15 protein-coding genes are annotated in these 16,698 nt (G+C 63.1%); 7 read left to right on the top strand and 8 right to left on the bottom strand.

Translation table 11 applies throughout. The annotated features are described in order from the left end of the window. Positions 1–101: 101 nt before the first annotated feature. From ACIPOO_RS03715 to ACIPOO_RS03740, 6 genes are read left to right on the top strand one after another with little or no spacing between them, the layout of a single operon-like run. Positions 102–800, top strand: coding sequence for an MtnX-like HAD-IB family phosphatase (locus ACIPOO_RS03715; RefSeq protein ID WP_400604500.1), 699 nt, complete (start codon positions 102–104; stop codon positions 798–800). Further along, the gene (locus ACIPOO_RS03720; protein ID WP_400604502.1) at positions 793–2,187 is read left to right on the top strand and encodes an aspartate aminotransferase family protein; all 1,395 of its coding nucleotides are present in this window, start codon (positions 793–795) and stop codon (positions 2,185–2,187) included. The genes ACIPOO_RS03715 and ACIPOO_RS03720 overlap by 8 nt, the downstream gene beginning before the upstream one ends. After that, complete coding sequence (locus tag ACIPOO_RS03725; protein WP_400604504.1) at positions 2,184–3,092, top strand: alpha/beta hydrolase; 909 nt, start codon at positions 2,184–2,186, stop codon at positions 3,090–3,092. Before ACIPOO_RS03720 ends, ACIPOO_RS03725 begins: the two co-directional genes overlap by 4 nt. Before the next feature lie 3 nt (positions 3,093–3,095). Then, a complete protein-coding gene (locus tag ACIPOO_RS03730) occupies positions 3,096–4,223 on the top strand; it encodes a GNAT family N-acetyltransferase (protein WP_400604506.1) in 1,128 nt (375 codons plus the stop codon). Further along, entirely contained in the window at positions 4,220–5,989 is a 1,770-nt protein-coding gene (locus ACIPOO_RS03735; protein WP_400604508.1) for an ATP-binding protein, read from the top strand. Before ACIPOO_RS03730 ends, ACIPOO_RS03735 begins: the two co-directional genes overlap by 4 nt. Then, positions 5,986–7,383, top strand: coding sequence for a sigma-54 dependent transcriptional regulator (locus ACIPOO_RS03740; RefSeq protein ID WP_274135078.1), 1,398 nt, complete (start codon positions 5,986–5,988; stop codon positions 7,381–7,383). Before ACIPOO_RS03735 ends, ACIPOO_RS03740 begins: the two co-directional genes overlap by 4 nt. Before the next feature lie 112 nt (positions 7,384–7,495). Here the strand turns inward: ACIPOO_RS03740 and ACIPOO_RS03745 are convergent, their stop codons facing one another. The 6 genes from ACIPOO_RS03745 to ACIPOO_RS03770 form a co-directional block, all read right to left on the bottom strand. Next, positions 7,496–8,422: a PfkB family carbohydrate kinase gene (locus ACIPOO_RS03745; RefSeq protein ID WP_400604510.1), complete on the bottom strand. Its 927-nt coding sequence runs from the start codon at positions 8,420–8,422 to the stop codon at positions 7,496–7,498. After that, complete coding sequence (locus ACIPOO_RS03750) at positions 8,412–9,881, bottom strand: purine-cytosine permease family protein (RefSeq protein WP_400604512.1); 1,470 nt, start codon at positions 9,879–9,881, stop codon at positions 8,412–8,414. The genes ACIPOO_RS03745 and ACIPOO_RS03750 overlap by 11 nt, the downstream gene beginning before the upstream one ends. Positions 9,882–10,058: 177 nt before the next feature. After that, the gene (locus ACIPOO_RS03755; RefSeq protein ID WP_400604514.1) at positions 10,059–11,075 is read right to left on the bottom strand and encodes an ADP-ribosylglycohydrolase family protein; all 1,017 of its coding nucleotides are present in this window, start codon (positions 11,073–11,075) and stop codon (positions 10,059–10,061) included. Further along, the gene (locus ACIPOO_RS03760) at positions 11,072–11,785 is read right to left on the bottom strand and encodes a GntR family transcriptional regulator (RefSeq protein ID WP_400604516.1); all 714 of its coding nucleotides are present in this window, start codon (positions 11,783–11,785) and stop codon (positions 11,072–11,074) included. Before ACIPOO_RS03760 ends, ACIPOO_RS03755 begins: the two co-directional genes overlap by 4 nt. 179 nt (positions 11,786–11,964) lie before the next feature. Continuing rightward, complete coding sequence (locus ACIPOO_RS03765) at positions 11,965–12,633, bottom strand: DsbA family oxidoreductase (protein WP_274135073.1); 669 nt, start codon at positions 12,631–12,633, stop codon at positions 11,965–11,967. Between the two features lie 172 nt (positions 12,634–12,805). Beyond that, complete coding sequence (locus ACIPOO_RS03770) at positions 12,806–13,798, bottom strand: alpha/beta fold hydrolase (RefSeq protein WP_400604519.1); 993 nt, start codon at positions 13,796–13,798, stop codon at positions 12,806–12,808. A gap of 251 nt (positions 13,799–14,049) precedes the next feature. Between ACIPOO_RS03770 and metR the strand changes: the two genes are divergently transcribed. Further along, on the top strand, positions 14,050–14,967 hold the full coding sequence (gene metR, locus ACIPOO_RS03775; protein ID WP_274135070.1) for a transcriptional regulator MetR: 918 nt from the start codon (positions 14,050–14,052) through the stop codon (positions 14,965–14,967). Positions 14,968–15,076: 109 nt separating this feature from the next. On the opposite strand, the gene ACIPOO_RS03780 is transcribed toward metR, so the two are convergent. Together ACIPOO_RS03780 and ddlA are read right to left on the bottom strand one after the other, a co-directional pair. Then, positions 15,077–15,478 carry an NUDIX domain-containing protein gene (locus tag ACIPOO_RS03780; RefSeq protein ID WP_400604521.1) on the bottom strand — a complete coding sequence of 134 codons (402 nt, stop codon included), beginning with the start codon at positions 15,476–15,478 and terminating at the stop codon, positions 15,077–15,079. Further along, positions 15,475–16,566, bottom strand: a complete 1,092-nt coding sequence (gene ddlA, locus ACIPOO_RS03785) for a D-alanine--D-alanine ligase (RefSeq protein WP_400604523.1) — start codon at positions 16,564–16,566, stop codon at positions 15,475–15,477. Before ddlA ends, ACIPOO_RS03780 begins: the two co-directional genes overlap by 4 nt. Positions 16,567–16,698: the final 132 nt, after the last annotated feature.

The following is a 16,698-nucleotide window of genomic DNA, read 5'->3' on the forward strand; positions in this document are numbered from 1 at the left end:
GGGCTTTCATGCCCTTGGCACAGTCCCTGCTCTTGCCCTGCCACGAGCAACACGGCGAGCCCTTCGCCCGCTCTCTCTTTGGACAAGACAGGCAAACGCAGATGATGCATTGGCATATCGTGTGTGATTTCGACGGGACGATCACCCCGACCGACGTGATCGACAACATTCTCGAACGCTTCGCCGATCCCAGTTGGGTAGACATCGAAGACGAGTGGCTCAACGGCCGCATCGGCTCGCGGGAATGCCTCAGCCGCCAACTGGCGCTGGTCAAGGCGTTTCCGGCGCAATTGCTGGACTACTTCGACAGCGTCACCATCGACCCCGACTTCCCGGCGTTCGTCGAACACGTGATCGGCCTGGGCGCCACCCTGGACATCGTCAGCGACGGCCTGGAACAAGGCATCGCCCGCATCCTCTCGCGCCACCAGGTGCCGCTGCTGCCGATCATCGCCAACGGCCTGCGTCAGGTGGACCAGAACAGCTGGCGCATCGTCTTCCCCCACGCCAGCGACGCCTGCCGCGCGGCCTCCGGCAACTGCAAATGCAAATCCACACCCGCTGACAAACGCGTGCTGGTGATCGGCGACGGCAAGTCCGACATGTGCGTGGCCAGCACCGCCGATTTCGTCTTCGCCAAGGGCCGGCTGGCCGACCACTGCGTGCACAACGGCATCCCCCATGCGCGCTTCGACTCTTTCGCCCAACTCCCTGCCTTGCTGGCCCTGCTGCCTCACAGCCTGCCGGCGCCCGTCGTTCACCTCTCCAATGAATCCCAGGAACTCTTCCACCATGTCTGATATCCGCATCGCCACCGCCGAAGACCAGCTCCTCCTGGAAAAAGAAGCCAAATACTGCTCCTTTGGCGACACCGTCCATTACATCGACCCGCCGCGCATTTTCAGCCGCTGCGAAGGCTCGTACGTCTACGACACCAGCGACCAGGCCTACCTCGACCTGCAGATGTGGTACTCGGCGGTGAACTTCGGCTACGCCAACCCGCGCCTGAACAATGCCTTGAAGCAGCAGATCGACACCCTGCCGCAGATCGCCAGCCAGTACCTGCACAAGGGCAAGATCGAGCTGGCGGAAACCATCGCGGTGGACGCCAAGAACAAATTCGGCCTGGACGGTCGCGTGCACTTCAACGTCGGCGGCTCGCAGTCCATCGAGGACTCGCTAAAAGTCGTGCGCAACGCCAGCAACGGCAAGAGCCTGATGTTCGCCTTCGAAGGCGGCTACCACGGTCGCACCCTGGGCGCCTCGTCGATCACCTCCAGCTACCGCTATCGCCGCCGCTACGGCCACTTCGGCGAGCGCGCGCAGTTCATCCCGTTCCCGTACCACTTTCGCGGCCCCAAAGGCATGACCAAGGAAGAATACGGCAGCTACTGCGTGAAGCAGTTCGCCCGCCTGTTCGAGACCGAATACAACGGCGTCTGGGACCCGAAAGTCGGCCAGAGCGAATACGCCGCGTTTTACGTCGAGCCGATCCAGGGCACCGGCGGCTATGTAATCCCGCCGATGAACTTCTACAGCGAACTCAAGCACGTGCTCGACCAGCACGGCATCCTGATGGTGGTCGATGAAATCCAGATGGGCTTCTATCGCACCGGCAAGCTGTGGTCGATCGAACACTTCGACGTCAAACCCGACGTGATCGTGTTCGGCAAGGCGCTGACCAACGGCCTCAACCCGCTGGGCGGCATCTGGGCCCGCGAAGAGCTGATCAACCCGAAAATCTTCCCGCCAGGCTCGACCCACTCCACCTTCGCCTCCAACCCGCTGGGCACGGCGGTGGGGCTGGAAATGTTCAAGATGACCTCGGAAACCGACTACGGCTCGATGGTCATGAACAAGGGCAAGTACTTCCTCGAAGGCCTGCGCGACCTGCAGAAACGCTACCCGATCGTCGGCGATGTCGATGGCCTGGGCCTGGCCCTGCGTGCCGAAATCTGCGCGCCGGACGGCTTCACCCCGGACAAGGCGACACTGGATTTCATGGTCGAGGAAGGCATGAAAGGCGATATCGAAATCGACGGCAAACGCCTGGGACTGGTGCTGGACGTGGGCGGTTACTACAAGAACGTGATCACCCTCGCGCCGTCGCTGGAAATCAGCTACCCGGAGATCGACCTGGGCATCGCCCTGCTCGACCGCCTGCTGCACCGGGCCATGAAACGATGAGCCCGACGCCCTCGCACACTGCGATCGACATGGGCGAAGGCGATGCCGGGTTCATTCTCGGCAACGGCGCCGTGGGGGTGTTGCTGATCCACGGCCTGACCGGCACCCCGACGGAGTTGCGTCGGGTGGCCCAGGGCCTGGCCGACCGGGGCTGCACGGTGTACGTGCCGACCCTGGCCGGGCATTGCGGCGACAACGACGACCTGCAGCGCACTCGCTGGGACGACTGGTACCAGAGCGCGTTGCGCACCTTCGTCGGCATTCGCCAGCGGCACCGCCAGGTGTTCGTCGGCGGCTTGTCGATGGGCGCCGTGATGTCTATGCACATGGCCGCGCAGCACCCCGGTGAAATCGCCGGGCTCTTGCTGTATTCCACGACCTTGCGCTACGACGGCTGGAACATGCCGTTCGTGGCCAAGTTCACTCACATTTACATGATGGTGCCGTTCGGCGTGCATATCTGCCGCTTCAACGAAAAGCCGCCCTACGGCATCAAGAATCCGCGCCTGCGCGCCATCGTCGAAAAGCAGATGAAGGAAGGCGAAAGCAGCAACGCCGGGCTTCTGACCATGTCCGGGGTCAGCGTGCGCGAACTGCATCGGCTGATCGCCGTGGCCAAGCGTGGCATGCCCTACGTAGACGCCCCCGCGCTAGTGCTGCATTCGCTGGAAGACGACATCACCAGCCGCTGGAACGCCGATTACGTCGAGCGTCACCTGGGCGCACCGGTGGTCAAGGTGCTGCTCGACAACTGCTATCACATGATCACTGTGGACCTGGAATATCGGCAGGTCATCGACCTCAGCGCCTCCTTCATCGAGACTCAGGTGCAGGCCGGATCACAGCTGGACCCCGCACCAGTGAGTCAGCCGCTCGGCGTTGACGATCAACCTCAACTGGCCTGAATCATGATCAGCACCCATGCCTTTTCCAGCATCCGTTTCATCGCCCGTGAGGAATGGAACGACTGCTTTCCCGGCCAACTGGAGGACTGGGACTTCTATCTGGCGGTCGAGCAGGCCGGTATCGAGCGTTTCACCTGGCGCTACCTTGCGGTGTTCGACGGCCCGCTGCTGCTGGGCGTGGCGCCTGCGTTCGTCACCCGCTACAGCCTCGATACCACCATGCAGGGCGTGGGCAAGCGCCTGACCGAACAGCTCAACCGCCTGTGGCCCGGGGTGTTCGATCTGCAGCTGTACGCCGTCGGCTCGCCGGTGGCCGAACGCTGCAACGCAGGGATCGCCAGCCACGTCCCCGGGCATCGGCGTCAGGAGGTGTTCAACCGGCTGTTGCAGCGGGCGCGGCAGGACGCCGACAGCCTGGGCGTGGGCCTGCTGGCGGTGAAGGATGCGCCCGGCGAGGAACCGCTCTGGGCCGAAACCTGCCGCCGTGCAGGGTTGCAGGCGATGCCCAGCCTGCCCAGCGCCCTGCTGCCGGTGACTTACCCGTCAATGGATGCCTACCTGGGGTCGCTGGGCAAATCCACCCGCAAGGATCTGCGTCGCACCTTGCGCGGTCCGGCACCGCGTATCGAGTGGCGGCGAGAGATCGATGATGTGCTGCCGGACATCATGCAGCTCTATGAAGCGACGCTTGCGCGCAGTGATCTACAATTCGAACGGCTCGGGCCTGGCTACTTCACCGGCATCCTCGAACAGCTCGGCGAGCGCGCGGTGTGCGTGCTGTACTGGATCGACAACCGCCTGGTGGCGTTCAATCTGATGCTGCTGAACGAGCAACGCCTGATCGACAAGATTTTCGCCCACGACCTGGAACGCACCCGGGAGCACAACCTCTATGCACGCAGCTGGCTGGCCAATGTCGAGTACTGCATCCACAATCGCATTCCGGTGTACGAGGCAGGCCAGGCGGGGTACGCGAGCAAGATTCGCTTCGGGTGTCGCTTCGAGCCCAACCTGCTGTTCTTCCGCCATCGCAACCGGGTAATGAACACCGTGCTCAAACTGGTCAAACGGGTCATCCGCCCCGACCGTTCCGATCCTGCCATGGCTGCGGCACTAAGCGAACATCGATGACTGAATTTCCGGAACGCTCCGCCCGTTCACTGTTTTCCCTCTCGCGCTGGAGCGTGCAGCGCAAGCTGGTGCTGGCGTTCTGGCTGGTCAGCGTGATCCCGACCATGATCGCCGCCGAGCTGGCCGCCTCCACCCTGTCGCAGATCTTCGAGAGCAACGTGCGCATCTGGTTGCAGGAATCGACCAAGATCGTCATCGACGAAACCACCGAGATCATGCACAACAACGCCCGCGTGGCGCAGTTGTTCCAGGCCTACGCACGGCCCGACGCCGAGACCGGCGGCAAGCGTGACAAGCTGATCGCCGATGTCGCGGACGCCATGGGCATCGATGTGGTGGCGCTGATCCGCAGCGACGATCACAAGGTCATGTTTTCCACCGCCGCCGACGACATCGTCAGCCAGATCAGCCTTTCGCCCAAGGCGGTGCTGCAGACCATCCACGAAGGCGGCAGCGCTGTCGGTACCGTGGTCTCGACCTTTCACACCCTGCAGGGCGGGGTCGATTACGAGCTGGTGATCGCGACTTACCTGGACAACAGTTTTCTCACCAGCGTCGCCGATGTGCACTCCCTGGACCTGCGCCTGTACCTGCGCAACAGCGAAGGCTTCGGCGAGATCTTCTCGACCCAGCGCTTCGAAGACCACCCGCCCCAGGTGCCGCCGCGCATCGAAGCCATCCTGCGCGACACCAAGGCCGCCAGCGAGCAATCGACACCGCGCTACAGCGGTCTGTACTCGCCGATTCTCAACGACAACGGCGAGCTGCAAGGGGTGATATTCAGCGGCCTGCTGCGCCATTCTTCGCTGGTGGGGCTGGTCAACCAGACCAACCTGTTCCTGGCGATTTTCCTGGTTGGCTCGGCATTGTCGCTGGGGGTTGGCTCGCTGGTTTCCCAGCACCTGACGCGTCCGTTGCGCGGCTTGCGAGAGGGCGTTCGGGCGGTCACCGCAGGCGATTACCATCGTCAGGTCGAGGTCATCGGCGGCGACGAACTGGCCGAACTGAGCGTGACCTTCAACCACATGACCGAGCGCCTGCGCGAGCTGCAGCATCTGGAAGCGCAACTGCGCAGGCGCGACCGGCTGCACACCCTGGGCGAAGTGGCGATGGGCCTGGCCCATGAAATCCGCAACCCGCTGGGCATCATCAAGACCGCGACCCAGTTGCTGCACCGCCGCGCCAGCCTGCCGGAAACCGACATGCGGCATCTGGAGTACGTGATCAGCGAGGTCACGCGCATCAACGACCTGATCACCGAATTCCTCGACTTCGCCAAACCCAGCGCGCCGATCCGCTCGACGCAATCTGCACGCGGCCTGCTGGAAGACGTACTGGGTTTCTGCGCGCCGGAACTGGCGACCCACAACGTGCAGGCAGTGATCGATGAGCAGACGCCAGGCGCCACGGTGTACGCCGATGCACGGCAACTGACCCAGGCCTGCCTGAACCTGATCCTCAACGCCATCGACGCCATGCCCGAAGGTGGACGGCTGACCTTATCCATCGCGCTGGAAACGGCGGACAGCGAGCGCCCCATCACCCGGATCAGCATCATCGACACCGGCCAGGGCGTCGATCCGGAAGTCATCCAGCGCATCTTCAACCCCTTCGTCACCACCAAGGCATCGGGCACCGGGCTTGGGCTGGCCAAGGTGTTTTCGATCATGGAGAACCACGACGGTCGTGTAGAGTGCATCAGCGAACACGGCGCTGGCGCGACATTCAATCTCTATCTGCCGGCCGATGAAGGAGAACAGGCATGAGCCACAACGTGCTGGTGGTCGACGATGAACCCAAGCTGTGCGACCTGCTGGCCTCGGCCCTCGGCCAGAACGGCATTCAGGTGTTCACCGCAGGCAACGGGCTGCACGCGCTGACCGTGCTCGAACGTGAAGAGATCGATCTGGTGATCAGTGACTGGCGCATGCCCGGCATGGACGGCCCGCAACTGCTGGCCGAGATCAAGCAGCGTTTTCCGCAATTACCGGTGATCGTCATGACCGCCTACAGCACGGTCAAGAACGCCGTGCAGTCGATGCGCAACGGCGCCTATGACTACATCAGCAAACCGTTCGACATCGACGAGCTGGACATCACGGTACAGAAAGCCCTGCAGTTTCGCGACATCCTGCGCGACAACCAGCGCCTGCGCGCCGAACTCAATGAGCACCAGCAGATCGACAGCCTGGTGGGTGAAAGCCCTGCGTTTCGCCGCGTCTTGCAGGCCGTGGATTCGGTGCGTGAAAGCAGCGCGACGATTCTTCTGACCGGCGAAAGCGGCACCGGCAAGGAGATGGTCGCCCGGGCCATCCACAAGCACGGCAATCGCGCGGACAAACCCTTCGTGGCGGTGAACTGCGCAGCCATTCCCGAAGGCCTGCTGGAAAGCGAGATGTTCGGCCACAAGAAAGGCGCGTTCACGGGCGCTGTGTCCGACCGCATCGGGCGCTTTCAACAGGCCGACAAGGGCACGCTGTTTCTCGATGAAGTGGGCGACATGCCGCTGGCGTTGCAGGCCAAGATTCTGCGTGCCTTGCAGGAGCGGGTGATCGAGCCGGTGGGCGATCCTCGCGAGCGCAAGGTCGATGTGCGGGTGATCGCAGCCACCAACAAGAACCTGCTCGATGCCGTGGCGCGCAAGGAGTTTCGCGAGGACCTGTACTACCGCCTCAACGTATTCCCGATCCCGTTGCCCGCCTTGCGCGAGCGGGTCGAAGACATCCCCGCCCTCGCCCGCCACTTCGCCCACGTGCTCGGCGCCACGGCCGGTAAGCGCATCACCGGTTTCAGCCCCGAAGCGCTGCTGGCGATGGCCCGCTATCCCTGGCCGGGAAATATCCGCGAGCTGCAGAATTGCGTTGAACGGGCGACCATCGTCGCCTCTTCACAGACCATCGAAGAATCGGATCTGCCGGCGTACCTGTTCGGCTCCAAACCGCTGGACAGCTCGGCCGCCAGCATTCTCAGCGAAGGGCCGGGCATCCCCAAGGACCTCGACGCCGCGCTGGCAGAAGTCGAAAAGGCCTACATCCTCGCCGCGCTGCACGAGACCAACGGGGTGCAGGCAGCGGCCGCGCAGTTGATCGGGATTTCCGAGCGCAGCCTTTGGTACCGGCTCAAGAAGCTGGAGATTCACGTGGACAAGATCGTGCGCTGATCACCATACGACTGGCGCCTACGACCCGTAGCAGCACGGCTTGCCGGCGGGGGCGGTGTGTCAGTCAACACATCCGTCACAGATACACCGCCCCCGCCGGCAAGCCGCGCTGCTACGGGTTTGCTGCGACCTTTTCGTCGACCTCGGCCGCGAGGGGCGCGGTTGCCGGGCCCCAGCGGGTGACGGCAATGGCCGCTGCGGCGTTGGCGCGCAAGGCGGCCTGTTGCGCAGAGAGGCCAGACGCCAACCCCGCCAGCAACACCCCGGCATGGGCATCGCCCGCGCCGTTGGTGTCGATGGCCGTGACCGGAAAACCGCGTACATGCTGTTCATCGCTGCCCTGCCGGATCCAGCAACCTTGTGGGCCGTCCCGCACGACAATCAGCGCATCCTCGTTGAGCCACTGCGCCAGTTTCGCCAGCGCATCGGCTATCGCCTCGCACCCGGTGAAACGCAGCGCCTCCTCGCAATTGCTGGTCCACAGCGTAATCAGCGGTAGCACCGCCTGCATCTCGGCGCCATCCGGCGAGTTCACCAGCGGGCCCGGATCGAACACCACGCCCGCGCCTTGCGGTAGTTCGCCCAGCCAGCTCAGCAGTGTCGATACCTTGTTCTTGTGCAGCAGGCTGTAGCCACTGACAAACACGAAGTCATCCGGCTGCACGACAACGCTTTGCAGGTCCTCAGCAGACAACCCGCCTTCGGCCCCGACATAGGAGATAAACGAACGCTCCGCCGACGGCTCGATAAGCGCCACCGACAGCCCGGTGTCCTGATCGCTCGACGCAGCCGTGGCCACCTCGATGCCTTCAGCGGTCATGGCCTGACGCGCCAGATCACCGAATCGCCCCTTGCCATGACGCCCCAGGTAGACCGTCTGCAAACCGTTGCGACGGGCCGCAGCCATCACGTTGAAACCGCCACCGGTCTCGAACGCCGCCGAGCTGGCAAGCACATCGCCTCCCGAACGGGGCAGCGCATCGAGGGCCATGATCAGGTCAACCACAACCTGGCCGGTGTACAGCAATCTAGCGGGCATGAGCAGCCTCTTTGGCAACGACGCGGCGGTCGCGGGAACCACCGAGAATGGCGTACAGACCGCCCGCGACCACGAAGGTCACGATCCAGCCCAGGCCGTTATGACCGAACCAGGAATCGGACAGGAAGCCCTTGAACAGCACGTTCTCCGGCGTGGTGGCGACGGTGGTGAAACTGAAGCCCAGCACGATGGCCAGCGCCCATGCACCCAGCGCGCGCCATTCCACGCCGCCGCTGTACCAGTAGGCGCTGCTCGGGGTGACGTCCATCAGGTCCTTGGCCGAATAGTAGTGGCGGTGAATCAGATCGACCACAAAGATCCCGACCCACGCGGTGATCGGCACGGCGAGCATCGAAATGAAGGTAATGAACGGGCCGTAGAAGCTATCGGCGATCAGCATGAAATAGATGGAGCCGGCGAAGATCGCCACGATGTCGACGATCACCGCATGCACGCGCTTGATCTTCAGCCCCAGGGTCAGCGTGGTCAGGCCCGCCGAATACACCGACAGGTTGTTCGACAGCAGCAGGCCACCGAAGGCGGTAATCAGGTACGGCACGGCCATCCAGGTGGGCAGCAGTTCGCGAATGGCGATGATCGGGTCAGTGGCCGAGGCCAGGTGATCGTTGCCCACCGACAGCAGGCCGCCCAGGGTAATCAGCAGCACCAGCGGAATGCCCGCGCCGAAAGCCGCCGAGGCGACCAGGCGCGTGGCCTTGACACTGGCGTGCTGGTAGCGCGACATGTCGGCGCCTGCGTTGGCCCAGCCGATGCCGGTGCCCGCCGCCATGGTGCCGACGCCGATGATCATCGCGCTCAGCGGTGCCGGGGTGGCATTGAACACGGCGGCCCAGTCGATGTGAGCAATCAGGAAGCCGCCCACCACGATGTTCAGCGCGCCGAATATGTAGGTCGCCCACTTCTGGATGACCAGTAGCGTGGCATGGCCCAGGCCGGATACGGTCAGGGTCATCAGCACGAAAATGGCGATGAACAGCAGGGTCAGGCCCGGTGAGTTCTTCGCCTCCACCGCAGTGCCGAACAGAATCGAGCACAACGACAACAGCACGAAGGCCGCGGTGGTGGTGTTGACCGTTTCCCAGCCCAGGCGCGACATCAACGAAACAATGGTAGGACCGATGTTGCCGCGCACACCGAAAATGGCGCGCGAGAGCGTCAGACTTGGCGCACGGCCGCGACGGCCAGCGATGGAGATCACCCCCACCACGGCGAAGGAACCCGCCGCGCCGAGAATCGCCACGATGATGGCCTGGCCGATAGACAGCCCGCGAAAGGCCACTAGGGTCGCGCCCAGGGGCAAGCCGAGAATGCTGATGTTGGCCGCAAACCAGACCCAGAACAGTTGCAGCGGATGGCCGTTGCACTCGTTTTCCGGAACCGGCTCGATGCCGCGTGTTTCAAGCTGTCCTGCGCCTTGATTGGCGTTGGATGACGTCATGGGAAATGCTCCTGTTGCCATTTGTTCTGGTTGTGGGCAGTACGCAAAGCAAGTGACGTCCGTGTCGATTGGGCCATTCACACCGATATCGGCGCGAATCGACCCCGGATCACCGCTGAGTTCAGGGGCGATGCATGTTTCTCTTGTTCGGTGGTGCAGTGGTCAGATCAGGCTGATTCAGACTGCACGCAGGGACAGCAGGTGTTCGACCAGCTCATCGAGGTCCAGGCTGTTCACGGCCTTGATCTGTTCGATCAGCCCGTGAGGCCAGGCGCCCATACCTTGGCAGGCGCCGAGCATCGCCCCCAGGATCGCTGCAATGGTGTCCGTGTCGCCGCCCAGGCTTGCCGCCGTGCACAGCGCATCGAAGGCCGGCAACTGGCCGGATGCGACCTGGTGGGCCAGCGCGAAGGCTGCGACCACCGACTCCTGTGAGGCCACCGAGGTGCCGATGACGTCGTAGATCAGGTCGGCGAGCTGGTGATTGTCCGCCGCCTCGCACAGTTGCTTCGCCCAACGGATCCGCGCCGAAATGCGGCCGCCGGCAATCCAGTGGCCATGGCCTTCGGCGCGCGAGGCGATGCGCACGCCGATGTCCAGTGCGTCGACCAGGCTTGCACCGTTGATGCCCGCCGATACCACGGCGGCCACTGCGGCGGCGCTGGCGATCCCAAGCGTAGTGTTGTGGGTGACCTGGCAGGCTTGGATCACCGACTCGACGAACGCGCCTTCGTCCAGCACGTCCGCCGCGATGCCCACCGGCGTGATGCGCATGGCCGCGCCGTTGGTGGTGCCGAAGCGCCCTGCCTCTTCGGGGCTGTGGCCGGCCAGGATCATTTCAATCGCGCGCTTGGTGGATGGGCCAAGCAAGTCCTGCGAGCCCTTGGCCTGCATCACCGCTTCCCAGTCGATCAGGCTCTGGGCCAGGTCCGACGGATCGATGCGGCCGCCACCGGACACCAGCAGTTCAGCGACGAGCACAGCTTGCTCGGTGTCGTCGGTGATGGAACCTGCGGGCATGTTCGGCGCGATGGGCTGGTCGGCATCGGCGGCCGTCAACGAGGTGATGCGGCCAAAACGCTGTTTGATCTGTTCGCGACTGAGTGATTGCGTGGGCATGCCCAGCGCGTCGCCCAGTGCCAGGCCGTAAAAAGCGGCCAAGGCGCGGTCGCGAGTGTCGATCAATGCAGTCATGTAGAAGATCCAAATGCCAGATGCAGACGAAAATGCACGGGGTCCAACAGGCTCTCCACGTGCTCCATGAAACGTTGGCGGCGATCGAACGTAGTGCGAATCGCCTTGAGAAAAACGGTGCCCGGCTCGCGCAGTATCAACGCGGCGTCATCGGCGTTCAGCGGCTCGGCACCGATCCACTGGTCACCGCGATCACCCACGTAGCCATGGGCGGCCATGGTCACGGTCAACGAGTCATCGATCAGTCCGTCACGGGGCAGGTTTTCCAGACCGTTGACTGCCGGGATCAGCACCCGCTCAAGCGACACCACGCTGCCGTCGGACGAGGTGCGGCGGCGATCCAGGGCGATGAACTCCTCGGTACCGAAACGGGCCGACAAATCGGGACGCCGGACCGCGACCAGGCGCAGGATCTCGGTGCTGACCCGGGCGCCGGTGTCGGCCAGGGCCTGAGCCCAGCCGGCGCGCTGGTCCAGCGAGATGCCGTCGAAGGTCACGATCGAACCGACACCGGTCTGGGTCGCGATGTAGTTGCGGCGCTTGAGCTCCGACAACGCCTCGCGCAACGTACCGCGGCTGACATTGAATTCCTGAGCGAGCAGATTCTCGCCGGGCAACAGTTCGCCGGAGCCCATCTGGCCGGTTTCGATGCGTCGGGCGAGTTCGTCGACCACGCGTTTTTTCTTGTCAAATCGAACCTGTCTAATCATGTACAAATTGATATCCGAAAGAGGTGGGTGGGAGCAAGCGATTTTTTCAAGCGCTGGGTAGACGATAGGGTAAAAATGGGAGGCAGAAGGGCAACGCAATACCTTGTAGCAGTCCGGCTTGCCGGCGACGGCGCCATCTGGATCGCTGACGCCGGCAAGCCGGACTGCTACGGGGCCGGTTATTCTGCCGGGTTCACTACACTCGCCTGCTCGCTGATGATCTGACGAATGGCGCCGACAAATACATCCACCGGCTGCCCGCCCGACACGGCGTATTGATCGTTGAACACGATGGTGGGCACTGAACTGACGCCGCGGGAGGTCCAGAGCTGTTCGAGTTGGCGGACCTCGCCGGCGAACTCGTCCGACGCCAGGATCTGCTCGGCACGGGCGCGGTCCAGGCCGACTTTCTCGGCCACATCGGCCAGCACCTTGTGGCTGGAGACGTTGGCGTGCTGGCTGAAATAGGCGGTGAACAACGCCAGTTTCAAGGCGTGTTGCTTGCCCTCCCCTTCGGCCCAGTGCAACAGGCGGTGGGCATCGAAGGTGTTGTAAATGCGGCGTTCGCCCTGCTTGAACACAAACCCCAGCTCCGCGCCGCGCTGGCGGATGTTCTCGGCGTTGGCCTGATACTGCTCGCGGGTCGAGCCGTACTTTTCAGAGATGTGCTCGAAGATTTCCTGACCGTCCGGGCCCATCTTCGGGTTCAGTTCGAACGGCTGGAAATGTACGTGTGCCTGCACCTCGGCACCCAGATGATCCAGCGCCTGGTCCAGGGCCTGCAAGCCGATGATGCACCAGGGGCAGGACACGTCGGAGATGAAATCGATTTTCAGTGGAGTGCTCATGGCAGTCTCGTGCAAAGGAAAGTTGCACGATACGCCGATCCCGGTTCAGAGAAAAACCTGTGCTTGCACCCGTAGGAGCGCGCTTGCCCGCGAAGGCGTAGTGTCCGTGACGAATCAGGTGACTGACACACCGCCGTCGCGGGCAAGCGCGCTCCTACAGATGTGGTGCGTTTCAGAGCTGGGCGACGTGGGACACGTCTTCACGGTGCTCGCGCAGGTACGGCAACACCGCGGCCAGCAACGGCGCCTTGAACGCTTCCTGGAACCTGTGGGCCAGGCCCGGGATCAGCCGTAACTGGCTGCCCTGAATGTGCGCGGCGACGTGCACGCCATGCATCACCGGCAACAGCGGGTCCGCCGTGCCATGGACCACCAGGGTCGGCACCCGCAGGCGGTTCAACAATTCGACGCGGCTGGGCTCTGCCAGGATCGCCAGAATCTGCCGTTTCACGCCTTCCGGATTGAACGCTCTGTCGTAGGAAATCGCCGCCTGTTGCAGCAGCTTCTGCCGGTCGTCTTTGACTTCAGGGCTGCCCAGCGCTGCCAGCAGATCGGCCTGCTGCTCGATGGCGGTCTGTCGGTCAGGTGCGCCACGGCGGGCGAGCAATTGCAGCAATGCGGGGCTTGGCATCGGCAGGCCCGGTGCGCCGGAGCTGGTCATGATCAGCGTCAGGCTCTCCACCCGCTTTGGAGCCATGTCAGCCAGATGCTGGGCGATCATGCCGCCCATGCTCGCGCCCAGCACGTGAAACTGCTGAATGTGCATCGCGTCCATCAGGCCCAGGGCATCCTGGGCCATGTCGGTCAGCGAATACGGCGCCGACACCGGGAAACCGATCTTGTAGCGCAGCACCTCATAGGTGAGGTTGGCAGTGGCCGGTGCCTGAACCCAGGTGGAGAGGCCGACATCGCGATTGTCGTAACGAATGACCCGAAAACCCTGCTGACACAGCGCGACCACGACCTCGTCCGGCCAGTGAATCAACTGCCCGCCCAGGCCCATGACCAGCAGCAATGCCGGATCGGACTCACGACCGATACTTTGATACGCCAGGTGCACCTCATTGAGCTCGGCCACTTGCGTGGGAACGTTGACATCGCATCGAGAAGCCGCAAAAGACGGCAGGCTGCACAACAAGGCAGCCAGGAAGAATAAAACCCGCATGAAAAACACCGAAACGCAGAACCCCAGTAGGCCGCGAGTCTGATGAAGTTTTGTCAGGCGCGCTGCCACACTTGCGTGACAGTTTGATGAAGATGTACCAACGGTAGCGGCAGCCTCAAGTGGCAAGCTTCAAGCTGCAAGAAAAAGCGGTTCGGTGAGTACCTTGAGATGGGTATGTCGACAGCGCATTCTTCATGAGGCAAACTCATCGTATTCTTTGTTATCACAAAATTTGCTCATGGAGCGCCCCGGTGCTTGAAATTCGTCACCTCAAAACCCTTCATGCCCTGCGTGAGGCCGATAGCCTGGTGGACGCGGCTGATCGTCTGCATCTGACCCAATCGGCGCTTTCGCACCAGTTCAAGGAGCTGGAGGAGCGCATGGGCATGCCGCTGTTCGTGCGCAAGACCAAGCCTGTGCGCTTCACCAGCGCCGGCTTGCGTCTGCTGCAACTGGCCGATTCGGTGTTGCCGCAATTGCGCAACGCCGAGCGTGATATTTCACGCCTGGCGGGCGGTGTGGCCGGGCGTCTGCACATGGCCATCGAGTGCCACAGTTGTTTCCAGTGGCTGATGCCGACCATCGACCAGTTTCGCGATGCCTGGCCTGAAGTGGAGCTGGACCTGGCGTCGGGTTTTGCCTTCGCCCCGCTTCCGGCACTCGCCCGTGGCGATCTGGACCTGGTGGTGACTTCCGACCCGGTGGATCTGCCGGGCATTACCTACGTGCCGCTCTTCACCTACGAGGCGATGCTGGCGGTCGCCAATCAGCATCCGCTGGCAGGCAAGCCGTTCGTGGTGCCCGGTGACCTGGCCAGCGAAACCCTGATTACTTATCCGGTGGAGCGTGACCGGCTGGATATCTTCACCCGTTTCCTGGAGCCCGCCGACGTGGAGCCTGCGCAGGTGCGGACCTCGGAGCTGACGGTGATGATGATGCAACTGGTCGCCAGCGGCCGTGGCGTGTGCGGGATGCCCCATTGGGCGCTGCATGAATACAGCTCGCGGGGCTATGTCAAAGCCAAGCGTCTGGGGGAAAAAGGCCTGTTCGCGACGCTCTACGCCGCCGTCCGCGCCGACATGCTGGATGCGCCGTACATGCGCGATTTCCTGCTGACGGCCAAGGACACGTCGTTCTCGACGCTGGATGGGGTGAGTGCCGTCAGATAAGCAAACTCCAATTGTAGGAGCGCGCTTGCCCGCGACGGCGGTGTGTCAGCGACGACATTTTGCACAGGTGTACCGCTGTCGCGGGCAAGCGCGCTCCTACAGGTATGGGTCAGGCGATCAACTGGCGGTACAACGGCAAGATCGAATCCCGGGTCAACGGCGCCAGGTGCAGGTGATCGACGCTCCCGGCATCGATCCACACCACCTCCTCGATCTCGGCCGCAGGCACCAGGTCCTGGGCAACATCCAGCCGATACAACTGGCAGTTCACCTCAAAACCTGGCTCATTGGCCGCCACGGCAGAGAACTCGCCGAGAAACTGCGCCTGTTCCGCCGCAACCACCAGTCCCAGTTCTTCGTGCAGCTCCCGCGCCAGCGCCTGGGCAGGCGACTCGCCCGCATCGATCTTGCCACCCGGCTGCATGAACGCCTGGGTGCCACGCTTGCGCACCAGCAGGGTTCGACCGTCGGCGCCAATCAGCAAGGCTGCGGCGATGCGAATCACCTTCACAGCACCACCTCGGTTTTCAGCGCGCGGGTTTCAGCGGCGCGTTCCAGCGCCAGCACGATCAGCCGGTCGATCAGCTCCGGGTAGCTCAAGCCGCTGGCCTGCCACAGCTTGGGGTACATGCTGATGGAAGTGAAACCGGGGATGGTGTTGATCTCGTTGATGATGATTTCCCGCGCCTCGGTGACGAAGAAATCCACCCGCGACATGCCCGCGCAACCCAGCACGCGATAGCCCTGCAAGGCCACTTCGCGCACTTGCTCAGCGAGATCATCCGGCAACTCGGCGGGAATCGCGATGCGCGCCTGGCCGTCGTTCAGGTATTTGGTGTCGTAGGCGTAGAAATCGTCGTTGGCGACCACTTCGCCGCACACGCTGACCTGCGGTTCGTGGTTGCCCAACACCGCGCATTCCACTTCACGCCCGACGATGCCTTGCTCGATCAGCACCTTGTTGTCGTATTCGAACGCCAGCTTCAGGGCCGCTGTGTAGCTGGCCTCATCGGTGACCTTGCTCACGCCCACGGAAGAGCCCTGGCACGCCGGCTTGACGAACAGCGGCAGGCCCAGTTGCGCGGAAACGTTGACGAAATCCACCGTTTCGCCGCGATGCAGCACCACGAACGGCGCCACGGCAATACCCGCGTCGCGCAGCAGGCGCTTGGTCACATCCTTGTCCATGCACGCCGCCGAACCCAGCACGTCGGGGCCGACGAAGGGAATGTCGAGCATGCGCAGCAGACCCTGCAAGGCGCCATCTTCGCCGTAGCTGCCGTGAATCAGCGGGAACACCACATCGATGCGCGGCACTTCAAGGCCGGTTTCCGCTTCCACGAACTGCGGCCCCTGGGCGCCAGGGCGCAGGGACAGAAGCCGGCCGGACTCGCTGAGCTTGATGTGCGCCGGGTCGTTGGCATTCTGCAGATAGTCGCGCTCGTCGAAGCGCAGCCAGTGGCCTTGCTTGTCGACGCCGATCAGGGTGACGTAATAGTTGTTGCGATCAATCGCGTTGATCACGTTGCGCGCCGATTGCAACGACACTTCATGTTCGGAGGATTGCCCACCGAAAACGATGGCGACTGACTTTTTCAAAGGGGGAAGCTCCTGGATTTCAGGTCGCAGAGCTAAAAGCAATTTGCGCCGTTAGTCCAGCCCCCGGCACCTTTGTTGGACGGAATGCAGAACGAAATCCCACCCTGTAGGAGCGCGCTTGCCCGCGACGGC

Origin of the sequence: Pseudomonas sp. NPDC090201 (assembly GCF_044746825.1) — a bacterium.
In the GTDB taxonomy this organism is placed as follows: Bacteria; Pseudomonadota; Gammaproteobacteria; order Pseudomonadales; family Pseudomonadaceae; genus Aquipseudomonas; species Aquipseudomonas putida_AD.